Annotated in this window: 19 protein-coding genes and 1 pseudogene; 9 read left to right on the top strand and 11 right to left on the bottom strand. The window is 59.6% G+C overall.

The window, feature by feature from the left end; translation table 11 throughout:
* Positions 1-16: 16 nt before the first annotated feature.
* The 3 genes from ACA048_RS04700 to ACA048_RS04690 form a co-directional block, all read right to left on the bottom strand.
* Entirely contained in the window at positions 17-217 is a 201-nt protein-coding gene (locus ACA048_RS04700) for a DUF1656 domain-containing protein (protein WP_007896379.1), read from the bottom strand.
* Positions 207-2,399: an FUSC family protein gene (locus ACA048_RS04695; protein WP_497628130.1), complete on the bottom strand. Its 2,193-nt coding sequence runs from the start codon at positions 2,397-2,399 to the stop codon at positions 207-209. Before ACA048_RS04695 ends, ACA048_RS04700 begins: the two co-directional genes overlap by 11 nt.
* 141 nt (positions 2,400-2,540) lie before the next feature.
* Positions 2,541-4,052 carry an efflux transporter outer membrane subunit gene (locus ACA048_RS04690; protein ID WP_497628129.1) on the bottom strand — a complete coding sequence of 504 codons (1,512 nt, stop codon included), beginning with the start codon at positions 4,050-4,052 and terminating at the stop codon, positions 2,541-2,543.
* A 272-nt stretch (positions 4,053-4,324) separates the two neighbouring features.
* On the opposite strand from ACA048_RS04690, the gene ACA048_RS04685 reads away from it, so the two are divergent.
* The 4 genes from ACA048_RS04685 to ACA048_RS04670 all read left to right on the top strand — a co-directional run bounded on the left by ACA048_RS04685 (position 4,325) and on the right by ACA048_RS04670 (position 7,837).
* Complete coding sequence (locus ACA048_RS04685) at positions 4,325-5,293, top strand: LysR family transcriptional regulator (RefSeq protein ID WP_497628128.1); 969 nt, start codon at positions 4,325-4,327, stop codon at positions 5,291-5,293.
* 325 nt (positions 5,294-5,618) lie between these two features.
* Entirely contained in the window at positions 5,619-5,996 is a 378-nt protein-coding gene (locus ACA048_RS04680) for a DUF6124 family protein (RefSeq protein ID WP_497628127.1), read from the top strand.
* A gap of 212 nt (positions 5,997-6,208) precedes the next feature.
* Entirely contained in the window at positions 6,209-7,183 is a 975-nt protein-coding gene (locus ACA048_RS04675) for a 2-hydroxyacid dehydrogenase (RefSeq protein WP_497628126.1), read from the top strand.
* Positions 7,184-7,327: 144 nt separating this feature from the next.
* The gene (locus tag ACA048_RS04670; RefSeq protein WP_497628125.1) at positions 7,328-7,837 is read left to right on the top strand and encodes a DUF2165 family protein; all 510 of its coding nucleotides are present in this window, start codon (positions 7,328-7,330) and stop codon (positions 7,835-7,837) included.
* A gap of 27 nt (positions 7,838-7,864) precedes the next feature.
* On the opposite strand, the gene ACA048_RS04665 is transcribed toward ACA048_RS04670, so the two are convergent.
* Positions 7,865-8,767: a DMT family transporter gene (locus ACA048_RS04665; RefSeq protein ID WP_497628124.1), complete on the bottom strand. Its 903-nt coding sequence runs from the start codon at positions 8,765-8,767 to the stop codon at positions 7,865-7,867.
* A gap of 137 nt (positions 8,768-8,904) precedes the next feature.
* Here ACA048_RS04665 and ACA048_RS04660 point away from each other — a divergent pair, with 137 nt between their 5' ends.
* Complete coding sequence (locus ACA048_RS04660) at positions 8,905-9,780, top strand: helix-turn-helix domain-containing protein (RefSeq protein ID WP_497628123.1); 876 nt, start codon at positions 8,905-8,907, stop codon at positions 9,778-9,780.
* 244 nt (positions 9,781-10,024) lie between these two features.
* On the opposite strand, the gene ACA048_RS04655 is transcribed toward ACA048_RS04660, so the two are convergent.
* Both ACA048_RS04655 and ACA048_RS04650 read right to left on the bottom strand, forming a co-directional pair.
* Positions 10,025-10,432: an HPF/RaiA family ribosome-associated protein gene (locus tag ACA048_RS04655; protein ID WP_497628122.1), complete on the bottom strand. Its 408-nt coding sequence runs from the start codon at positions 10,430-10,432 to the stop codon at positions 10,025-10,027.
* 213 nt (positions 10,433-10,645) lie between these two features.
* Positions 10,646-11,593 (bottom strand): LysR substrate-binding domain-containing protein, encoded by a 948-nt coding sequence (locus ACA048_RS04650; RefSeq protein WP_497628121.1) that lies wholly within the window; start codon positions 11,591-11,593, stop codon positions 10,646-10,648.
* 135 nt (positions 11,594-11,728) lie between these two features.
* On the opposite strand from ACA048_RS04650, the gene ACA048_RS04645 reads away from it, so the two are divergent.
* On the top strand, positions 11,729-13,105 hold the full coding sequence (locus tag ACA048_RS04645) for an L-serine ammonia-lyase (protein WP_497628120.1): 1,377 nt from the start codon (positions 11,729-11,731) through the stop codon (positions 13,103-13,105).
* A gap of 307 nt (positions 13,106-13,412) precedes the next feature.
* Positions 13,413-13,730: a DUF3509 domain-containing protein gene (locus tag ACA048_RS04640; protein ID WP_497628119.1), complete on the top strand. Its 318-nt coding sequence runs from the start codon at positions 13,413-13,415 to the stop codon at positions 13,728-13,730.
* Here ACA048_RS04640 and ACA048_RS04635 read toward each other — a convergent pair.
* Entirely contained in the window at positions 13,727-14,227 is a 501-nt protein-coding gene (locus tag ACA048_RS04635) for a phosphate-starvation-inducible protein PsiE (RefSeq protein ID WP_223516618.1), read from the bottom strand. The two genes, ACA048_RS04640 and ACA048_RS04635, sit on opposite strands and share 4 nt — an antisense overlap.
* 316 nt (positions 14,228-14,543) lie before the next feature.
* Here ACA048_RS04635 and ACA048_RS04630 point away from each other — a divergent pair.
* Positions 14,544-14,783 (top strand): annotated as a pseudogene (locus ACA048_RS04630) (YebG family protein); the annotation flags it as partial.
* A gap of 175 nt (positions 14,784-14,958) precedes the next feature.
* Here ACA048_RS04630 and ACA048_RS04625 read toward each other — a convergent pair.
* A complete protein-coding gene (locus ACA048_RS04625; protein WP_497628118.1) occupies positions 14,959-15,978 on the bottom strand; it encodes a Glu/Leu/Phe/Val dehydrogenase family protein in 1,020 nt (339 codons plus the stop codon).
* A 183-nt stretch (positions 15,979-16,161) separates the two neighbouring features.
* Between ACA048_RS04625 and ACA048_RS04620 the strand changes: the two genes are divergently transcribed.
* A complete protein-coding gene (locus ACA048_RS04620; protein ID WP_497628117.1) occupies positions 16,162-16,965 on the top strand; it encodes a SirB1 family protein in 804 nt (267 codons plus the stop codon).
* A gap of 146 nt (positions 16,966-17,111) precedes the next feature.
* Here ACA048_RS04620 and maiA read toward each other — a convergent pair whose 3' ends face one another.
* The 3 genes from maiA to hmgA are packed head-to-tail and all read right to left on the bottom strand — an operon-like array spanning position 17,112 to position 20,372.
* Entirely contained in the window at positions 17,112-17,747 is a 636-nt protein-coding gene (gene maiA, locus ACA048_RS04615) for a maleylacetoacetate isomerase (RefSeq protein ID WP_497628116.1), read from the bottom strand.
* Between the two features lie 12 nt (positions 17,748-17,759).
* Positions 17,760-19,064 carry a fumarylacetoacetase gene (gene fahA, locus ACA048_RS04610; RefSeq protein ID WP_497628115.1) on the bottom strand — a complete coding sequence of 435 codons (1,305 nt, stop codon included), beginning with the start codon at positions 19,062-19,064 and terminating at the stop codon, positions 17,760-17,762.
* Between the two features lie 3 nt (positions 19,065-19,067).
* Positions 19,068-20,372, bottom strand: coding sequence for a homogentisate 1,2-dioxygenase (gene hmgA, locus ACA048_RS04605; RefSeq protein ID WP_497628114.1), 1,305 nt, complete (start codon positions 20,370-20,372; stop codon positions 19,068-19,070).
* Position 20,373: the final 1 nt, after the last annotated feature.

Raw genomic sequence — 20,373 nt, 5'->3', positions numbered from 1 at the left:
AGTCAGTGATAGAGAGTCAACGGTAGACAGTCAGCGCCAGGGCGCCGAACAGACAGGTAAACAGACTCAGACGTAACAGCGCCGGGTGCCAGAAGAAGCGGTACAGATCGAACCCGGACAGAAACCGGTCCAGCGCCCAGGCCAGTGCGGCGGCGATGAAAAACATCAGGGTCATGGTTGGCATGTACACGCCGTGGAAGGCGATTTCACGAGGCATGTTCAAATCCTTGGGGCTCGGTTTTCGTGTAGGCCGCGAGTGGTGACTGCGGGTCCAGCAAAGAAGTACGAATGAAGTGCAGGTAACTCTTCACCCGACGCAATGCCGAGGTGTCGAAGTGCGGTGCGAAAGGTTCGTCGGTGGCTTGCACGCGGCTGATCGCATGGTCGACCGCGATCAGACTGCGCTCCAGATTGCTCTGGCTCGGTTGCAGAAACAGCCGCACCAGCGAACGGCCCATCACACGAATTGCCTGACGCCACGGCTGCGATTCGGCATAGGCCGGATGCACCGGCAGAATCGCCTGTTCCTTGCGCAACTCGATGATCGCGTGACCGACTTCCAGCACCAAAAACATCCAGCGCAACAAGTCCCTTTGCACCTGCGGCTGACCGGTGGCCAGCCCATACGCCTGATGCAACAAGTCCCGCGTGCGGCTTTCAAAACTCGACACCAACCCCTTGAGTTTGCCGCTGATCGCATACACCACTTGCCCACGCAAATCCTGCTCCAGCCGTCGCCACAACCAGCGGCTGTTCGGCGGCAAAATAATTGCCCCGGCCGCCGCGCACACCAGCATGCCGAGCACCATGGCGATGTAGTCGTTAATGAAGGCGTAAGGGTTGTAGACCGTGAGGTTGTCCGGCACCGAACCGGTGCTGAAAAAGATCAGCAAACCGAGGCCGACACCGGCGTATTGCGGCCGCGAAGTGAGGAACGAACCGAGCACGATCACCGGCGCGAGCATCACGCACAACAGCGGGAAACCGTCGATCCACGGAAAGATGAAAAACATCTCGACGAAGCCGATCAGCGCGCCAAGGAAGGTCCCGCAGGCCATCTGAAACGCCATGCGTTTCGGGTTCGGCGTCGCGGCTGAAAGACCGACGGTGGCGGCGGCAATCAACGTCATCGTCGCCCCGCTGGGCCAAGCCGTCGCCACCCAATAGCTGCCGAGCACTACCAGAATAAACGCCGCCCGAATCCCCGACGCCGCCGAGGCCATCCAGTTGGTTTGCGGGGTGAACGGTTCGTCCCATTGCTCGCGCGCATGGCTGTGATCGGCCAAGGACGCGTGAGTCTGTGCATAACTGTGCAAGTCGTCGACGAAGCGATAGAGCAACTCGTATGCGGTGTGGAAATCGAGTTGTTCGGCGTCGCTGGGATGGCTCTCTTGAAAGATCGCCCGCAGGCTTCGAACCCGTGCCGGCAGGTGTTCCTTGTAGGTCGCCAATGCCGTCGTCAGGCGCGCGGCGTCGGGGCTGGTCAAGGCGCGACCGCTGAAGCCGTCGAGCAATTCCGCCAGGTCTTGCAAACCCGGTTTGATCGCGGCGACGACAGGGTCCGCGCCGCTGCTGCGCAAGCGTTCGAGCAACTGATGCAAGGCGTTGAATCGCGTGGTGATGCCCATGAACTCGCTGTTCAAACGATTGAGTCGACCGTTGCGCCGACGCATGTGCGGGTCTTCGAACACAGTAACGCTGCGCAAGCCTTCCAACCCCACCGCTTCGGCGATGAAGCGCACGTTGCTGGCTTCAAAAGCATCCCGTTTGCTGCGACCGCGCAAGCCATCGGTGACGAACAAGGCGAACACGCCGAAGCGTTGGTACAAGGCATTGCGCATCGCCGCGCTGGCGGTTTGCGGCAGGATCGCCGCGCTGACCAGCGTCGAGCAGAGAATGCCGAGTGATATTTCCAGGACGCGCCAAACCGCCGCCATGAACGCCCCATCCGGATGCGCCAACGCCGGCAAACCGACCATCGCGGCGGTATACCCGGCCAGCACAAAACCGTAGGCGCGAAAGTTGCGATAGCGAGCAGCACCGGCCGAGCAGACGCCGACCCAGATCGCCAGCGAGCCGAGGAACAGTTCGGTGTTCTGAGCAAACAGGGCAATCAGTGCAACCATCACCGCCGAGCCGGTCAAGGTTCCGAGAAAGCGATAGAAACTCTTGGCGAATACCTGACCGCTTTGCGGTTGCATGACGATGAACACGGTGATCATCGCCGTGCGCGGCTGCGGCAACTCCAGACGCATCGCCAGCCACAACGTCAAGAACGCCGCGAACAACACCTTGAAGATGTAAACCCAGGTCACGCCGTCGCTGCGTGCCCAGTCAAAGAAACCCCGGCGCCATTCAAGGGAATACAGCCAGCGCAAGGGTGCGGGCAAGGGAGTCATGAAATCCTGCTTGAAAAATGTCCGTGGAGACCTAGCCCCTGTAGGAGCCGAGCTTGCTCGCGATAGCGGCGTGTCAGGCAACACAAGCATTGACTGACACACCGCTATCGCGAGCAAGCTCGGCTCCTACAGGGTCCGTGTTCAATTTGTGATGCTCTGAAGAAGTGCCGGGGTTTTGGGGGCTGCGGTCTGGCTGTCCTTCGGCACATCATTACCCGCACCCAGCCCGCCGCCGAGCGCTGTCACCAGTTCAGCATGCGCACTCAGCCGCGCCGCCTGAACCCGCTGCTGAACCTGCTGCTGCTTGAACAACAACGTCTGCGCGTCAAGCACGTTGAGGTAATCAGTGAGCCCACGCTGATACGCGATCATTGCGATGTCATACGTCTTCTGCGCGGTGGCCACCGACTCAGCGGCGAAGGCTTGCTGCTTGTCCATGGACTCGCGGCGGATCAACTGGTCGGAGACGCTTTTCAGCGCATTGACCAGCGTCTGGTTGTACTTGGCCACGGCGATGTCATACCCCGCCGAAGCTTCGCCCAATTCGGAGCGCAAACGTCCGCCATCGAAGATCGGCAACGAGATCGCCGGGCCGACGCTGTAGTTGAGTTTCTTACCGGTCAAAAACTCCAGCGCCCCGCCGCCCGTGGCCATGTAGCCGAGGCTGCCGACCAGATCGACGTTGGGATAAAAACCGGCGTGGGCGACATCAATTCCACGCGCCTGAGCCGCCACTTGCCAGCGACTGGCAACCACGTCCGGACGTTGTCCGAGCAATTGCGCAGGCAGCGACGATGGCAGTTTCAGCGCCGCGCCCAACGACAGCGTTGGCCGCTGCAATTGCGCGCCCTCCCCCGGACCTTTGCCTGCCAGCGCTGCGAGCTGGTTGCGGCTGAGGGCGATTGCTTCGTCCAGCGCATCGATCTGGCGATGGGTTTCCGGCAGCGGCGTCTCGGCCTGACTGACTTCAAAGTGCGTGCCGATACCGCCGTTCAAGCGTTTCTGTGCGAGGTCGAGAATCTGCTGTTGCTGCATCAGCGTCGCCTCGACGATGTCACGTTGTGCGTAATGCAGCGACAGTTCGATGTATGCGCGCACGAGGTTGTTTTGCAATTCGAGCTGGGCCAGGCGCGCTTCGGCGGCGCTCATGTATGCCATGTCCACGGCGCGCTCGGTGGTATTGCTTTCACGGCCCCAGAGGTCGAGCGCATAGCTGAAGCCCAGTGCGGCGTTGTTGTCCCACGTGGTCGTGTTGGCCAGCTCACCCGGACCGTAGAATTGATCGGTGGGCCAGTTGTGGCGTTTGAGGGTTGCTTCGCCATTCACCTGCAGCGACTCGGCGGACTCGGCAATACCGGCCATGGATTTGGCCTGACGAACCCGCGCTGCCGCCATGGCCATGCTCGGGCTGCCTTGCACGGCGAGGTCGATCCAGCGGTTCAGTTGCGGGTCACCATAGGCCTGCCACCAGTGCGCGGTGGGCCAGTTCGCGTCCTGCGCGGCGCTTTGAATGGCTTCGTCGGTGGCCAGAGAATTGGCCTCCAGTGCCTTGCCCTGCGGGGCAATACCTGCGGTACCGATGCAGCCGCTGATTGCCAGGGTTAAAGCCAAAACACTGAGCGTCTGAAGCGCTCTGCTGATGCGACGCGGCACTGCTGCGATTTCCTGAAATAGGGGAGGTACGAATTCCTGTAGGAGCCGGGCTTGCCCGCGATGGCAGCGCCGCGGTGGATCTGGATGACCGCGGTGATGCCATCGCGGGCAAGCCCGGCTCCTACAGTGGCGCAATTCTAGGGGTCGGCCCGGATGGCGATAAGCTGGGAATCTTGTGAATCTTTGTTACCGTTAACGCGATAATCCCTTCGTCGGGGTCACCGCCCCCGTAACTTCGTGTCACAATTTGCCATCTCCCTTGAGAGCACCCCATGGACACTTTGCAAAACATGCGCGCCTTCAGTTACGTGGCCGAGGCCGGCAGCTTCACCGCCGCCGCCGTGCAACTGGACACCACCACCGCCAACGTCTCGCGCGCGGTCTCCAACCTGGAAGCCCACCTGCAAACCCGCCTGCTCAACCGCACCACCCGCCGCATCGCCCTGACCGAGGCCGGCAAGCGCTACCTGTTGCGCTGCGAGCAGATCCTGGCCTACGTCGAAGAAGCCGAAGCCGAGGCCAGCGACGCCCATGCGCGTCCCGCCGGGCAGCTCAAGGTGCACACCATGACCGGGATCGGTCAGCACTTCGTGATCGACGCCATCGCCCGCTATCGCAAAACCCACCCGGACGTGACCTTCGACCTGACCATGGCCAACCGCGTGCCGGACTTGCTCGACGAGGGCTACGACGTGTCCATCGTCCTCGCCAGTGAACTGCCTGACTCGGGCTTCGTGTCCCAGCGCTTGGGCATCACCTACAGCATCGTCTGCGCTTCGCCGGCGTACGTGAAAGCCAACGGCTGCGCGCAGAAGCCCAGCGATTTGCTGAACCACATGTGCCTGCGCCTGGTGAGCCCGGTGATTCCGCTGGAGAAATGGGCCTTCGACGGTCCGGAAGGCCAGGAGACCGTGACCATTAACAGCTCACCGTTTCTGGTGAACTCGGCGGACGCGATGAAGAGCGCCATTACCAGCGGCATGGGCGTTGGCGTGTTGCCGGTGTATGCGGCGATTGAAGGGTTGCGCAACGGCTCGCTGGTGCGGGTGATGACGAACTACCGCTCACAGGAATTGAACCTGTATGCGATTTACCCTTCGCGGCAATATCTGGACGCGAAGATCAAGACCTGGGTCGAGTACTTGCGCGGGTCGTTGCCGGAGATACTGGCGGCGCATCAGGCGGAATTGGCGGCTTATGATTTGAGTGGGAATCTGGGCGGGGTCCGGCTGGCGAACTGATTTCACGGTCCTACAGACGCGCTGATTTTGGGGAAGGATTCTGACGAGTTCTGTCGGTTGTTGGGTCGGACGGGAAATGGGTAGGCTTTGGGTGTCGCTGCAAAATCAGCGACCAGGCTTGGAAACCTGATTCCCATCACAGCACATGGCATACTGCGGCGCTTTTTTCTGCACGCAATTCCTTGTTATGGCGGCTGTGCGCGGGAGACCTTCGGGTCTGCCGGGTTTGATGGGATTTCCGGTTTTCCAAACCGCGCATGGCTGCCACCCCTCGCTTGGAAACGAAAATGGCAGCTCTATTAATCCTGTCTTAGAGCGTATTTCCATGATTAAAGAAACTCCAAATCCTCCAGAAACCGACGACGTTTCCCCCTACGAATCCATCGATTCCAAAAAATTCCACGACGCTGCCGAACGCGCGCTGAATCACTACCTCAACCCCGCGGCCCTGAAATCACCGCCCACCCGCAAACCCAGCACGATGTTCATGCTTGCACCCGATCTCAAAGACGAAGACCTGCTGGCCCACACCTGTGAATCCCTGGCCCAGGCCAGTGTGATGGCCAGTGATTTTGCCGGCTATCTGGAAGGCCCGCACCGCAACACCGCCATGGCCATCCAGCAGATCGTCATGCTCGCCGAACTGGCGGCGAACCGGATGCTGGACAACCTCGAACTCCCCAAACCCACGCCACACCGCTGATCCCCAGCAAACGCCAATCCCCCTGTAGGAGTGAGCCTGCTCGCGATAGCGGTCGGACATTCATAATTGATGTCGACTGACACACCGCTATCGCGAGCAGGCTCACTCCTACAGTTTGGTCGGTGTACATCCGGTAATCCGGGGACTCGCACAATGTCGGGGAAGAATGTTAGCGTGCTTGGCATTCTCCACGCCCGACGAGCCCACCTCCCATGAAAAAGACCGTCCTCGCCTTCAGCCGTGTCACCCCTGAAATGGTTGAGCGCCTGCAACAAGACTTCGACGTGATCGTGCCGAACCCGAAAAACGGCGACATCAATGCCCAATTCAACGAAGCCCTGCCCCACGCCCACGGCTTGATCGGCGTCGGTCGCAAACTCGGTCGCGCGCAACTGGAAAACGCCGCCAAACTGGAAGTGGTCTCCAGCGTCTCGGTCGGCTACGACAACTACGATGTCGCGTACTTCAATGAACGCGGGATCATGCTCACCAACACTCCCGACGTGCTCACCGAAAGCACCGCCGACCTGGCCTTCTCCCTGCTGATGAGCAGCGCCCGACGCGTTGCCGAACTGGACGCGTGGACCAAGGCCGGCCAATGGCAAGCCACCGTCGGCGCACCGTTGTTCGGCACCGATGTGCACAGCAAAACCCTGGGCATTGTCGGCATGGGCAACATCGGCGCAGCCATTGCCCGTCGGGGTCGTTTGGGCTTCAACATGCCGATCATTTACAGCGGCAACAGCCGCAAGACCGAGCTGGAACAAGAACTCGGCGCCCAGTTCCGTACGCTGGATCAATTGCTGGCCGAAGCCGACTTCGTCTGTCTGGTCGTGCCGCTCAGCGAAAAAACCAAACACCTGATCAGCCACCGCGAACTGGCACTGATGAAGCCGAGCGCGATCCTGATCAACATTGCGCGCGGCCCGGTCGTCGACGAGCCGGCCCTGATCGAAGCGCTGCAAAACAACCGCATTCGCGGCGCCGGTCTGGACGTCTACGAAAAAGAACCGCTGGCCGAGTCGCCCCTGTTCCAATTGAAAAACGCTGTGACATTGCCACACATCGGTTCCGCTACTCACGAAACCCGCGAAGCCATGGCCAATCGCGCCCTGACCAACCTGCGCAGCGCGCTATTGGGTGATCGACCGCAGGATCTGGTCAACCCGCAAGTCTGGAAAGGCTAACTAAAACGGGCAGATACTTTTAATGTATCTGCCCGCTTGTTACACAACTTGCAATTCAGTCCAGCAACGAAAAAAAGTTAAGCACTATACACTCCAGACACCTTATCCGATCCTACGGAAAAACAGTGATGGAGCACATTAACCTTGAATAACCTTTCCACGGACAAGCTCATCAGATACAGCAAGTTCTCGCTGATGGCTTATATAAGCTTTTTTGGCCTGTTGGTGATGTACAGCAACTTCACCGACTACACATCAAATTATGAATACGTCGGACATATCCTGAGCATGGACACGACTCGGGAAAACCTGAACCTGAGCTACAGGGCCATCACCTCGCCCATGCTCCACCACCGGATTTACTGGTTCATTATTACCCTGGAAGTTATCTATACGGCTTTTTGCATGGTAGGTGCCTATCACCTTTACCGAAATATAAACGCGCCTGCCGAAGTTTTCCATGAGGCCAAAAAGTTCTCAATCATCGGATTATTGATCGCCATATTTGTCTATTACGTCTGTTTGCAAGTGATCGGCGTCGAATGGTTCAACATGGATGAATCACAAGTTTGGAACGCCAAGGACTGGGCTCGGCATATTGTCGATTTCATACTTCCGTTGCTGATATTCGTAGCCCTCAGGACTGAGCGCTGAGTGGCCTCAACGCTCTTCCCAAGCCTTTCAAGCGAGCTTGCCAGTGCCTTGCGCCATCGGCGCCTTGGGCTTACGAAACACCAGTACGTTGCCCAGCATCACCAGCACTAAACCGACCAGTGCCGGTGCCGTCCAATGATAGCCCTCGACAAATGCCGAGACATTCAGCGCCACCACCGGGAACAACACCGTGCAATACGCCGCGCGTTCGGGCCCCATGCGACCGACCAGTGTCAGGTAAGCGGTGAAACCAATCACTGAACCCGGAATGACCAGGTACAGCAGTGAGCCGATGTAACGCGTACTCCAATCGATGTCGAACGGAATGCCTTTGACCAGGCACCACACCGACAACATCGCCGCGCCATAGGCCATGCCCCAGGCGTTGGTGGTCAGCGGCTTCAAGCCGGCCTTCTGTTGCAGGCTCGACAGCATGTTGCCGGCCGAGAAGCACAGGGTTCCGAGCAGCGCCAGGCCCAGGCCGAGCAAGGTTTGCGGGCTGGCGGTGTGTCCGGCCAGCTCAGGCCAGAACAACAGGCCAAGCCCGAACAGGCCCAGTGCGCCCCCCATCAGCACGTTGCGGGCAATTTTCTGGCCGAAGAACACCCGCGCATTCAGCGCGTTCCACAGGGTAGCGGTGGAAAACACCACGGCGACCAGGCCGCTGGGAATCCACTGACTGGCGGTCAGGAAGCACATGAAGTTGACGCAGAACAGGCACAAACCCTGCGCCAGACAGATCAAGTGCCCACGACGGTTCATCACTTGCAGCCGCCGACTCAAAAGCAGCAGGGCAAACAGCACCAACGCCGCGAGGCCGAAGCGGTAGACAATCGATACCGGAATCGCCACCACGCCCAACTGCCATTTCAAGGCAATCCAGGTGGTGCCCCAGATCAGCACAGTCAGCAAGTACAACGACAGGTTCATGGCAACACTCCTCAATAGAGGTTCAGTGTCCTGCGCCACACCTTTTCGCACTTGCATAAACTTGCGCTTTTGTCAGCGCAGAGGCTGGCAGGCCAACGTCTACGGAGTAGGATGCAAAGCGTTGGAGAGAAGCGATCATGCCCGCACTGGAATCACTGCAAGTCTTTCAAGCCCTTAACCGTTCGCCCAATGCTCGCCTGGAGCACAGCGCCGAACTCGGTGACGGCATGGCTGCAGCCTTGTGGAGCAACCAGCACGACGCCCAGGACTACGAAGCGCCGAGCCATCACACGCTGTCGTGTTACATCGCCGGCGGCACCGGCACCTTCCGCCGCGATCAGCCCGGCACCAAGGGCGGCCCGGACAAGCTGTGCATCCTGCCCGCCGAGCATCAATCAGGCTGGGTGATCAACGGCGACATTCGCCTGGCCCACCTGTATTTCAGCCCCGAGCAATTCGCCCTCGGCTGCGTCACGCTGCTGGACCGCGAACCGCGCGAACTGCAATTGCGCGAAGGGACCTTTCTCGACGATCCGGCGCAAGCGCGGCGCTTTCGGCACATGCTCACCCTCAACTGGGACGAGCCCGGCGAACGCTTGCTCACCAGCAGCCTGGCCCACGAAATGCTCAGCCACGTGTTGCTTGGCCAAGTCGGCATGCGCGAGGGGTTGCGGCTCAAGGGTGGATTGGCGGCGCATCAGCGGCGACAGTTGGTGGAGTTCATCGATAACCAGTTGGCCGAAGCCATTAACCTTGGGCAATTGGCCGCGCTGTGCGCGTTGTCGGAATACCACTTTGCGCGGATGTTCAGGGAGAGTTTTGGCTTGCCGCCGCATCAGTATGTGTTGGCTCGAAGACTGAGCCGGGCGCGGGAGTTATTGCGTTCGACGTCGCAGCCGTTGGGGGAGATTGCGTTGGCGTGCGGGTTTGCCAGTGCGAGTCATTTCACCAATCGGTTTCGGCAGGCTTTGGGTGGGACGCCTGGGGAGTATCGGCAGGCGTTTTTGCGGTAATCCTGAAGATAGTCGGTGTCTGTAAGGACGCCATCGCGGGCAAGCCCGGCTCCCACAGAGTTCGTGGTCATTCATGAGAATGCGGTCAGGTGTGGAAGCCGGCGGTGCGACGATTCGACTTGCCCGCGATGAACGATGACGCTTTCTGCGATCAGAACTCCAACGTGCCGAACCCTGAAACAAGAACGGGCCTGCATCAGCAGGCCCGTTGTCAGTGGTGGAAAGGTAAAAAGTGAATCAGGTATCAGCCGTTCAGTGCAGCCTGTTCGTTCTCGAGAAACTCGTCTTCCAGCAGCGCATCGGCTGCGGCTCGCTCGAACGGCACAATAGCGGCACGTGGCTTGCCCCGCAGTTTGCCGAACAGGTGTTCCAACGCATGTTCGAGTTTTTCGGCCGCGCCGTCGATCGCCAGTTCCAGGTTAGCGGCTTTATGGGTGACAGAAATCGGTTGGTGGCCTTTTGGCCGCGCTTCCAGCTGGCAGCGCATGTCGTGCGGTCCGGGCTTGTCGCCGTTTTCGTCCCGCAGGTGAACCTCGACGCGGGTCAGGTCCTCTTCATAACGTTCGAGCGTGCTCTCAATGGTAGTACGTACCCACTCCTCCAGTCGGATGCTGCTTTGAATATGGTTATCGCTGTTGACTTGGATTTGCATAGTTCATCCCTTATTTCAGCTAGCTCGCGAGAGGCCCTTCGGCTAGCCCTTGGGCGTCGTCACCGTGACCTCTTACTTACACAATCGGTCTGTGCGCAGAACATTTCAACCCCTAAAAAAAGATAAATATGGATTAGCAAAAAAACCCGGACAACGAGCAAAAGCGCTGCTAAGGTCGGGAGTTGGGTCCGCTCGCTTCTTTGTCACAGTTGCTCACATCTGTTGCTCTGCCAGCGGGTGCAAACTTCGAAAGATCCCCGCCTCCTCCACCAGCCAGTCATGCACCGCGCGCACGCCCGGATGGCTCAATGCTCCCGGCGCATACAACAGCATATAGCGCTTGTGATTGGGCACCGCCAACCCGAACGGCACGATCAATGCCCCACGCTCCAGCTCATCGTTGAGCAATGTGCGGCGCGCAATTGCCACGCCCATCCCGGCAATGGCCGCTTCGATGGTCAGGTGATTGCGATTGAAGGTATGCCCGCGTCGCACGTCCGCGCCCTCGAAGCCAATGGCATCGAGATAGAACTCCCATTCCGCGTATTCATAACTGCCGCGCCAAGCGGTGATGTCGTGCAACAACGGAAAATGCATCAGGTCCGCCGGGCCATGCAGCGGCGGTCGGCCCCGCAGCAGGTTTGGGGCACAGACCGGGAAGATCTGCTCGTCGAGCAAGGCTGTGGATAACAGGCCGGGGTAACTGCCATCGTTCAGGTCGATGGCCAAATCGAAGTCACCCTCGTGCAGCGGCACGCTGCTGTCCTCGGCCACCAGGCGCAACTGAATGTCTGGAAAGCGCTGCTGCAAACGTGGCAGGCGTGGGGTCAGCCATTTGCTCAGGAATGACGGAATCGAGCGTACCCGCAAAATTCCGCTGATCATTCCAGCGTCCAGACGACGCAACTCTGCATCGATGCTGCCGTAAGCTTCGTTGACCGTAATGGCCAGGCGCTGGCCTTCAGCGCTCAGTTCCACACCTCGGGCACGACGGTGAAACAGGCGAAAGCCCAAACGCTCTTCCAGTTGCCGAATTTGCTGACTGACCGCCCCCGGCGTGATGTGCAGTTCTTCGGCGCAACGGGTGAACGACAAGTGCCGCGCGGCACAGGAAAACACGTGCAGCCAGACATAGGTCTGGGCATGCAATTGACGACTCATCGTTTAGTCCTGCTAAAGGCTATCTTAGGAAGTTTCGTTGGTCACGCAGGACCGACGTAGGCAGTATCGACTACATTGCGCTCGTCCTACAAAAATGGCAGCGATTTCTCTTCCATTGCTTGTATAGGCTTTAGCATGGCTATCAGTGTTTTCGATCTCTTCAAAGTCGGCATCGGTCCGTCCAGTTCCCACACCGTCGGCCCGATGCGCGCCGCTGCGACCTTCGCCCAGGCACTGATTGACCAAGGCTTGCTGGATGCCGTACGCCGGGTGGAAATCCGCCTGTATGGCTCGCTTTCCGCCACCGGCGTCGGCCACGCGACCGACCGCGCCTGTGTCATGGGCCTGATGGGCGAATGGCCGGACAGCATCGACCCCACGTCTATCGACAGCCGCATCCAGACCCTGCGTGAAACCGGCGAATTGTCCCTTGCCGGCAAAACGACTATCGCCTTCAACTGCAAGCGCGATCTCCTGCTGCTGGACGAGAGCCTGCCCTACCACCCCAACGCGATGTCACTGACAGCCTTAGGCGAAACCGGCGAACTCTACGAGCAAACGTACTACTCGATCGGCGGTGGTTTTATCGTCGAAGCGGCGCAAGCCGAGTCCGGCATTGCGCCTACCAGCGATGTGGTGCTGCCGTACGATTTCTCCAGCGCCGCCGAATTGCTCAGGCTTTGCAACCAGCACGGTCTGCGCGTTTCTGAACTGATGATGGCTAATGAACGAGCCTGGCGCAGCGAAGCCGAGATCCGCCAAGGCTTGCTGCACATCTGGTCGGTGATGCGCGAGTGTGTCGAACAAGGCTTGCGTCACGAAGGCATCTTGCCGGGGGGCCTGAACGTGCCGCGTCGTGCAGCGAAATTGCACCGTAGCCTGCTGGAAATCGGCAAGCCGAATGTCATCACGTCCACCCTGTCGGCCATGGAGTGGGTCAACCTGTTCGCCCTCGCGGTGAACGAAGAAAACGCGGCGGGCGGGCGCATGGTCACGGCACCGACCAACGGCGCGGCGGGGATCATTCCGGCGGTGCTGCATTACTACATGAAGTTCAATCCGGACGCGTCGGACGATGACGTGGTCGCGTTCTTTCTGGGTGCGGCGGCGGTCGGCATTCTGTGCAAGAAAAACGCTTCGATCTCCGGCGCTGAAGTCGGTTGTCAGGGCGAAGTCGGTTCGGCCTGCGCGATGGCCGCTGCCGGTCTGGCCGACGTGCTCGGTGCCACGCCGGAACAACTGGAAAACGCCGCCGAAATCGGCCTGGAACACAACCTCGGCCTGACCTGCGACCCGGTCGGCGGCCTGGTGCAAGTGCCTTGCATCGAGCGTAATGCGATTGCCGCTGTGAAGGCGATCAACGCCACGCAAATGGCCCTGCGCGGCGACGGCAAACACTTCATTTCCCTGGACCGGGTGATCCGCACCATGCGCGATACCGGCGCCGACATGCATGACAAATACAAAGAGACTTCACGGGGTGGCCTGGCGGTGAGCTGGGTGGAGTGCTGAGGCGCAATTCATCTCGATCCTGCCTCGCCTGACCGACCACTTCAAGACGTCGGTCATCGTTATTGCACTGTCAGCGATCATCTATGCATTCATGCCCTGAAACGGGCCGACAAAAACAAGGCGGGCCGCCGTGCCCGCGGCTTTTTTGCCGTGATTAGTGTTCGACAATTTTTCCGGCATGCCCCTTGCTAAGTCACCGGTGAGGCTGTTGAAACCTTAGCGAACGATCTGCCGGTGATCTGGTGGTGCGAACCAACCCGAACATGGTCGGTCAACAACTGCACGTTCAATCAGGCGGTGACGCATCATGGACAACCCTTTTCAGGTCATTACCGATGCCTTTGCACCGGACTACCAGATCAATCTGAGCATTCAAGGTCTGGACGGCAGCATCATGCTGACCCTCTCCAACGCCGGCCGCGTGGTCGTCAAACGCTTGATCAGCGCCGAGCAGCGCAATGACCCAAAACGCCTCAAACGGTTGGTGCAAAGTATTCAATTCGGCATCGCCATCGAACAAGGCCACAGTGCCATGACCCTCCTCGAAGCCATGACCGACGGCGACAATCGCTCTCTGCCGCCGCCCCCGTTCAATGGCCAGCCCCGACCTGCCATCAGGCTTTAAAGCTCGCCTTTCTCCACTTCGGGATGTTCACTGGAACCCGCACCAACCTTGCGTTGCGGGTGTTCGATCTTCACCGAAGGGAATTGCGACGAGGCGTAACGCACCACCAGAATCGAAAACGCCAGCAGCAGAATCCCGCCGCACAGATAGATGATCCCGACATCCGGCGGATTGTGGTGCGAGACATTGGAGATCAGCAGCCGCGTCAATGCGGTGATCGCCACGTAGATCAGGAATCGCACCGGCATGTGATTGGTCTTGAAGTAAATCCCGACCATCGCCCCCAATTCCAGGTAGATAAACAGCAGCAAGATGTCGTCGATCTTGATGTGTCCTGCCTCGATCATCCCCAGAAATTCCATCACCGCCGCCCACGCGGTCACTGCACCAATGGCGAACAGCGCCAGGTAGTGGAAGGTCTCGACGAACAGGTTGCCCAAGGACTCGGCCAGTTGATGCACGTTCTGCCGCAGGTTCTCGGCCCAGTTGATTTTCACGATGATGCTTCCTTAGCTCGGTTCGAGCGGATGATGCGGGATGGACGTGACGGTTGTTCTGCATGCAGAAAAAAGGCCAGAGGCTGTGAGTGAGATGGTGATGAGTTGTTGCTGGACACTTTTTGGGGTTTTCACTGACGCCATCGCGGGCAAGTCGAATCGTCGCACCGCCGGCTCCCACAGGGTTCACAAACGCCAATTTCGGTCTACATTAAAAAGCCACTACCCAAAACGCGGGGATTCGCTTATCCTTTTCGCTGTATATAAATACAGTAGTCGAAACAGACAACTAATGTGAAGGCATGTGAGGTGGTGAATGGCCGTCGAAGTGGTATACCGCAGCAGCCGAGATCTGGAGCGCTTGTTCATGGATAAAGCCGAAGCTGACCGTCATGACAAAATGCTCGAACTGGCCGAATTGCTGGCTGAAGTGTTGCAAAAAGCCGTTCCGTCCCTGACCGAGCAGCAAGTGGAAGAAGCCGGGATCTACATGGCGAAAAATCGCGATGTGTTCGCCAAGGCATTCAAGAGCCAGCCGGATGCGTTGTCCGAACTGCTGAATGCGCCGGTTGAAGTGGTTGAGCAGGCTGAACCTGTAGAGACCATTGAAGCCGCTGAGCCGACCAAGCCAGCCAAAGCGGCCAAGACACCGAAGTAAGCAACGCCCGAATTGAATAGGCCCTGAGTCGACTGACTCAGGGCCTTTTTCATGTCTGGGATAACAGAACGACTCAGCGGTACAGGACCTTCTCTGCCAATTCGTCCGCCACCCGCGCAGGCGAACGCTTTTCCGCCTGGGCATGGGCGAAGACTTCGGTCAGGCGTGAGGCGATTTTCGACAGGTGAGCAGTGATGGTCGTCAACTCTTCGCCGCGGTGTTTAAGCGAAACGTAGATCAGCCCGCCCGAATTGATCACGTAATCCGGTGCATACAGAATGCCCCGCCGTTCCAGTTGATCGGCGACTTCCAGGTGTGTCAGTTGATTGTTCGCCGAGCCGGCCACCGCCGAGCAGCGCAGTTGCGTCACGCTGTGGCTGTTGAGCACGCCACCCAGACCGCACGGCGCGAGGATGTCGCATGGAGTGCTGAGCAGTGCGTCGTTGGCAATTGGGTGAGCGCCCAGTTGCTCCATCGCCAGTTGCACCTTGCCGTGATCAATATCGCTGACCAGCAGTTCCGCGCCCGCCGCGTGCAGTTGTTCGGCAAGTGCATATCCGACATTGCCCAAACCTTGAATGGCCACGCGCAGGCCTTCCAGATTATCGCTGCCCAAACGGGCCATCGCGGTCGCTCGAATGCCGGTGAACACGCCCATGGCGGCATGCGGCGCAGGGTCGCCCGCCGACGTGGTGCTGGTGACGTGTTGGGTCTGCTGGGCGATGCAATCCATATCGGCCACAGAAGTGCCGCTGTCGATGGCGGTGATATAGCGACCGTCGAGCTGGTTAATACAGCGCCCGAAGGCTTCGAACAGCGCAGCACGATTTTCCACGTGGACCGGGCGAACAATCACCGCTACCCCGCCACCCTGGGCCAGCCCGGCGAGAGCAGCCTTGTAACTCATGCCTTGCGCAAGGCGTATGGCATCCTCGACCGCCGATTCGTCGCTGGGGTAGGCAAGGTAACGACAACCGCCCAGGGCAGGCCCAAGCCGGCTGTTATGAATGGCAATGACCGCCTTCAACCCGGTGACCGAGTCGACGCTCAGATGTAGCGATTCAAGGCGAGTGCTTTGCATGAGAGCGAACATCGTGGGGCTCCCGAATCACTTCTTGTAGTCGCCAGTATAGGCTTGCGCCTAAAAATTGCAGAAGCGCACCGGAATAAGCGACGTTAATTTGCAGCCTTTCGGACATAACCTGAAACCGCATGTGTGCAGCACTGGACGAATGCCGGAGACGGGGCTAAAACGAGGCATTCGCCGGAGATTTTGATGACGCCCCGCCAATGCTTCTTCGATTGCCTGCAACGTTCACCGCCCGCGCTGTTCGAAGCGGCGCTGTGGATGGCGGCCGAGCACGATAACAAGCTGAATACCGAGGCGGTGTTGGCCGACTTCAACGGCCTGACACAACGCGTCAGCCATGGCTTGCCGATGCTACCGGTCAGCGAACTGGCTCAGCCGTTGTTGCGGCGGATGAATGACCTGGGGTTCGCCCAGGACGACTTCTCACCGCTGCGCCCACAAGTTGCCTTGCTCAATAAAGTTCTGGAACTGCGGCGCGGCCAGCCGCTGTCACTTGGGCTGATTGCGTTGGAGTTGGCCAAACGCTTGGAAATCCCGATGGTCGGGGTCAATTTCCCCGGGCATTTCCTGCTGCGGGTTCCGGGCGCCGACCACCTGCTCGACCCCTGTGGCGGGCGTCGGTTGTACCCCAACGACTGCCGGGAACTGCTGCAACGCCAGTACGGCCCGAACATGAAACTCAGCGCAGACCATTTACTGACGGCCGATCCGGTGCAGATGCTGCAACGCCTGTCGCGAAACCTGCGTCAACTGCACCTCTCCCACGATGACTACATCGGCGCCCTGATCGACGCCGAGCGTGTGCTGGAACTGGGCAACGCCAACGCCGCCGATTACCTGGCCAGGGCCAGCCTCTATCAACGACTGGACTGCCCGAATGCCGAGCGCTTTGACCTGGAGCATGCGCTGTTGCTCAGCGACGACCCGATCCAGCGGATTCGCCTGACAGAACGCCTGGGGCATCTTCCACCCAACGCAATCGTCCATTGATCGCAGATCCCCTGTGGGAGCGAGCCTGCTCGCGATTCGGGCGACGCGGTTTATCAGGTAACCGTGTCATCGTTCATCGCGGGCAAGTCGAATCGTCGCACCGCCGCTCCCACAGGGTTCAGGTCCCCAGGGATCAGTGTCTGGCGTTATGGGGTGTCTGGCTGGTTGGCCGGGTGGGCTTTTATGAACGCAGGATGTGTTGCCGCCAACGCCGCCACTCGGCGAATCCGGGGATACGCCTCAAGGGAAATGTTGAATCGCTCCGCCGCGTACAGCTGCGGGATCAGGTAGACATCCGCCAATCCCGGCACGTCGCCAAAGCAATAACCGCTCTCCCCGATCAACTGTTCCACCGTCGCCAGCCCCTGGCTGATCCAGTGCCCGATCCACTCGACCACTTGCGGTTCGTCATGACCCAGCTGGCGCAGCTTGTTGAGTACGCTGACGTTGTGCAGCGGATGCACATCGCAACCGATCACCGCCGCCACACCGCGCTCGTGGGCGCGGCCGACGAGGTCTTTGGAGAGCAGCGGCACCTGTGGATAACGTTCTTCCAGGTACTCGATGATCGCCGGCGACTGAATCAACAGCTCGCCTTCGTCGGTGCGCAAGGCCGGCACCCGGCCTTGCGGGTTGATGCCCCGGTACGCCAGCTGTCGATGTTCGCCACCTTGCGGTGCAATCAGGTTGACCGGCAGGGCCTGGTAATCCAGGCCCTTGAGCGCCAACGCGATACGCACCCGATAAGACGAGGTCGAACGGTAGTAGGTATAAAGTTCCATCACCCAATCCTCTTAACGCGCCGGCAGTACTTTGCCGCGGCATTCACCGAAGCCGATGGAAGCAAAACCATCGCGGCGGCAACGGGCACGCAGGATGATTTCATCGCCGTCTTCAAGGAATTTACGCACCTCGCCCGATGCCAGCTCAATCGGCTTTTTACCGCCCTCGGTGATTTCCAGCAGGCTGCCGAACTGACCGTTTTCCGGCCCCGACAAGGTGCCCGAACCGAACAGGTCGCCGGCCTGCAACTGGCAGCCGTTGACGCTGTGATGCGCAACCATTTGCGCCACGGTCCAGTACATGTGTTGGGTGTTGCTGAGGGTCAGGCGATGGGCCGGCAAGTTTTGCTCGCGCAGGCCTTCGGTGAGCAGCAGCACTTCCAGTTCGATGTCAAAACCGCCTGCGGCTTGATCGCGCTTGTCGAACAGATACGGCAGCGGCTGCGGATCGCCTTCAGGTCGTGCCGGTTGAGCACGACGGAACGGTTCCAGCGCTTCGGCTGTGACGACCCATGGCGAGATGCTGGTGATAAAACTTTTCGACAAGAACGGCCCAAGCGGCTGGTATTCCCACGCTTGAATGTCACGCGCCGACCAATCGTTCAGCAAGCAGAAACCGGCGATGTGATCGGCGGCGTCACCGATGGCGATCGAGTCGCCCATCTCGTTGCCCTGACCAATCCAGATGCCCAGTTCCAGTTCGTAATCCAGACGTGCGCACGGACCAAATGTCGGCTCGGTCTGACCGGCCGGCAAGGTCTGCCCTTTCGGACGGCGAACGTCGGTGCCGGACGGGCGGATGGTCGAGGCGCGACCGTGGTAGCCGATGGGCACGTACTTGTAGTTCGGCAGCAGCGGGTTGTCGGGACGGAACAGTTTGCCGACGTTTTGCGCGTGTTCGATGCCCACATAGAAGTCGGTGTAATCGTTGATTTTCGCTGGCAGGTGCATCGCGCAATGGGCCGCCAACGGCAGCAGTTTTGCGCCCTGGGCTTCGATCTTGCCGTGCAGGGTGCTGCCTTCTTTGAACAGTTCGATCAAGCGCTCACGCAGGGCAACACGAGCATCGCGGCCCAACTCGAAAAACGCATTCAACTGACCGCCACGGGTCGCTTCAACAGCGGTACGAGCCGCGCCATCGAACAGGCCCGCTTCCAGCGCTGCTTCCAGATCAAAAATATGCTCGCCAATCGCCACGCCGCTACGCGGGGCCGAACCGTTCACACTGAACACCCCCAACGGCAGGTTTTGCAGCGGGAAATCGGCGTGGCCGTTGGCGGAGGCAACCCAGCTACGAGTGATGGTTGTCTGAGTCATGGGTTATCTCCGGGTCGGGTCGAAAGTGGCGGGCAACGTGGCCCAGCAGGCATCGTAATTAGTTTGTAGTTGCGGGCAATCCAGTGCGAAACGGCTCGGGCGCAATACCTGGCTGGTCTCGAACATGAAAGCCATGGTGTTGTCGATTTTCGCCGGTGCCAGTTCCGCGTTGATCGCCTTGGTGCATGTTTCTCCATCAGGGCCATGAGCGCTCATGCAACTGTGCAAGGACGCGCCGCCGGGCACGAAGCCTTCGGCCTTGGCATCGTACTCGCCCTTGATCAGGCCCATGAATTCGTTCATCAGGTTGCGGTGGAACCACGGTGGGCGGAAGGTTTTCTCGGCGACCATCCAGCGTGGCGGAAAGATCACGAAATCCAGGTTGGCCAGGCCATGCACACTGGTTGGCGAGGTCAGGACGGTGAAAATCGACGGGTCCGGATGATCGAAACTGACCGTGCCGATGGTGTTGAAACGGCGCAGGTCAAATTTGTACGGCACGTTATTGCCGTGCCAGGCGACCACGTTGAGCGGCGAATGATCGAGCTCGCAGCCCCACAACTGGCCAAGGAATTTCTGCACCAGCGTGGTCGGTTGTTTGAGGTTTTCGTAGTGCGCAACCGGCGTCAGGAAGTCCCGCGGGTTGGCCAGGCCATTGCTGCCGATCGGCCCCAGGTCTGGCAGACGCAGCGGTGCACCGTGGTTCTCGGCGATGTAACCGCGGGCTTGCGGGTCGAGCAGTTCGACGCGAAATTTCAGCCCGCGCGGCAGCACGGCGATTTCCAGCGGCTCCAGCTCCAGCACGCCGAGTTCGGTGGCGATGCGCAAACGGCCGAGCTCCGGCACCAGCAGCAATTCGCCGTCGGCATTGAAAAACACACGCTCCATGGAGCGGTTGGCGCGATAGCTATGGATGCTGATTCCGGCCGGTTTTTCCGCACCCGAGTTGGCGGCCATACTTACCAGACCATCGATGAAATCGGTGGGCTCGCTCGGGATCTCCAACGGATTCCAGCGCAGGCGATTGGGGGTCACTTCACCCAATGGGCCGCCGGCCAGTTGCCGATCCAGTTTGACGAACGCCGGGTGATTGGCCGAAGGCTGAATGCGGTACATCCAGGTACGCCGCGCTTCACTGCGGGCCATGGTGAACGCAGTGCCGGAGAACAATTCGGTGTAGAGGCCATACGGGGCTTTTTGCGGGGAGTTCTGGCCGACGGGCAATGCGCCGGGCAACGCTTCACTGCTGAACTCGTTGCCGAAGCCGGACTGATAAGCCAGCGCTGGCGCGGTTGAATCAGGGTTCATG

This window comes from Pseudomonas sp. LBUM1659 (genome assembly GCF_059716045.1).
Note: the sequence above shows the minus strand (reverse complement) of the source record. Positions and strands in the feature narration are given on the sequence as shown.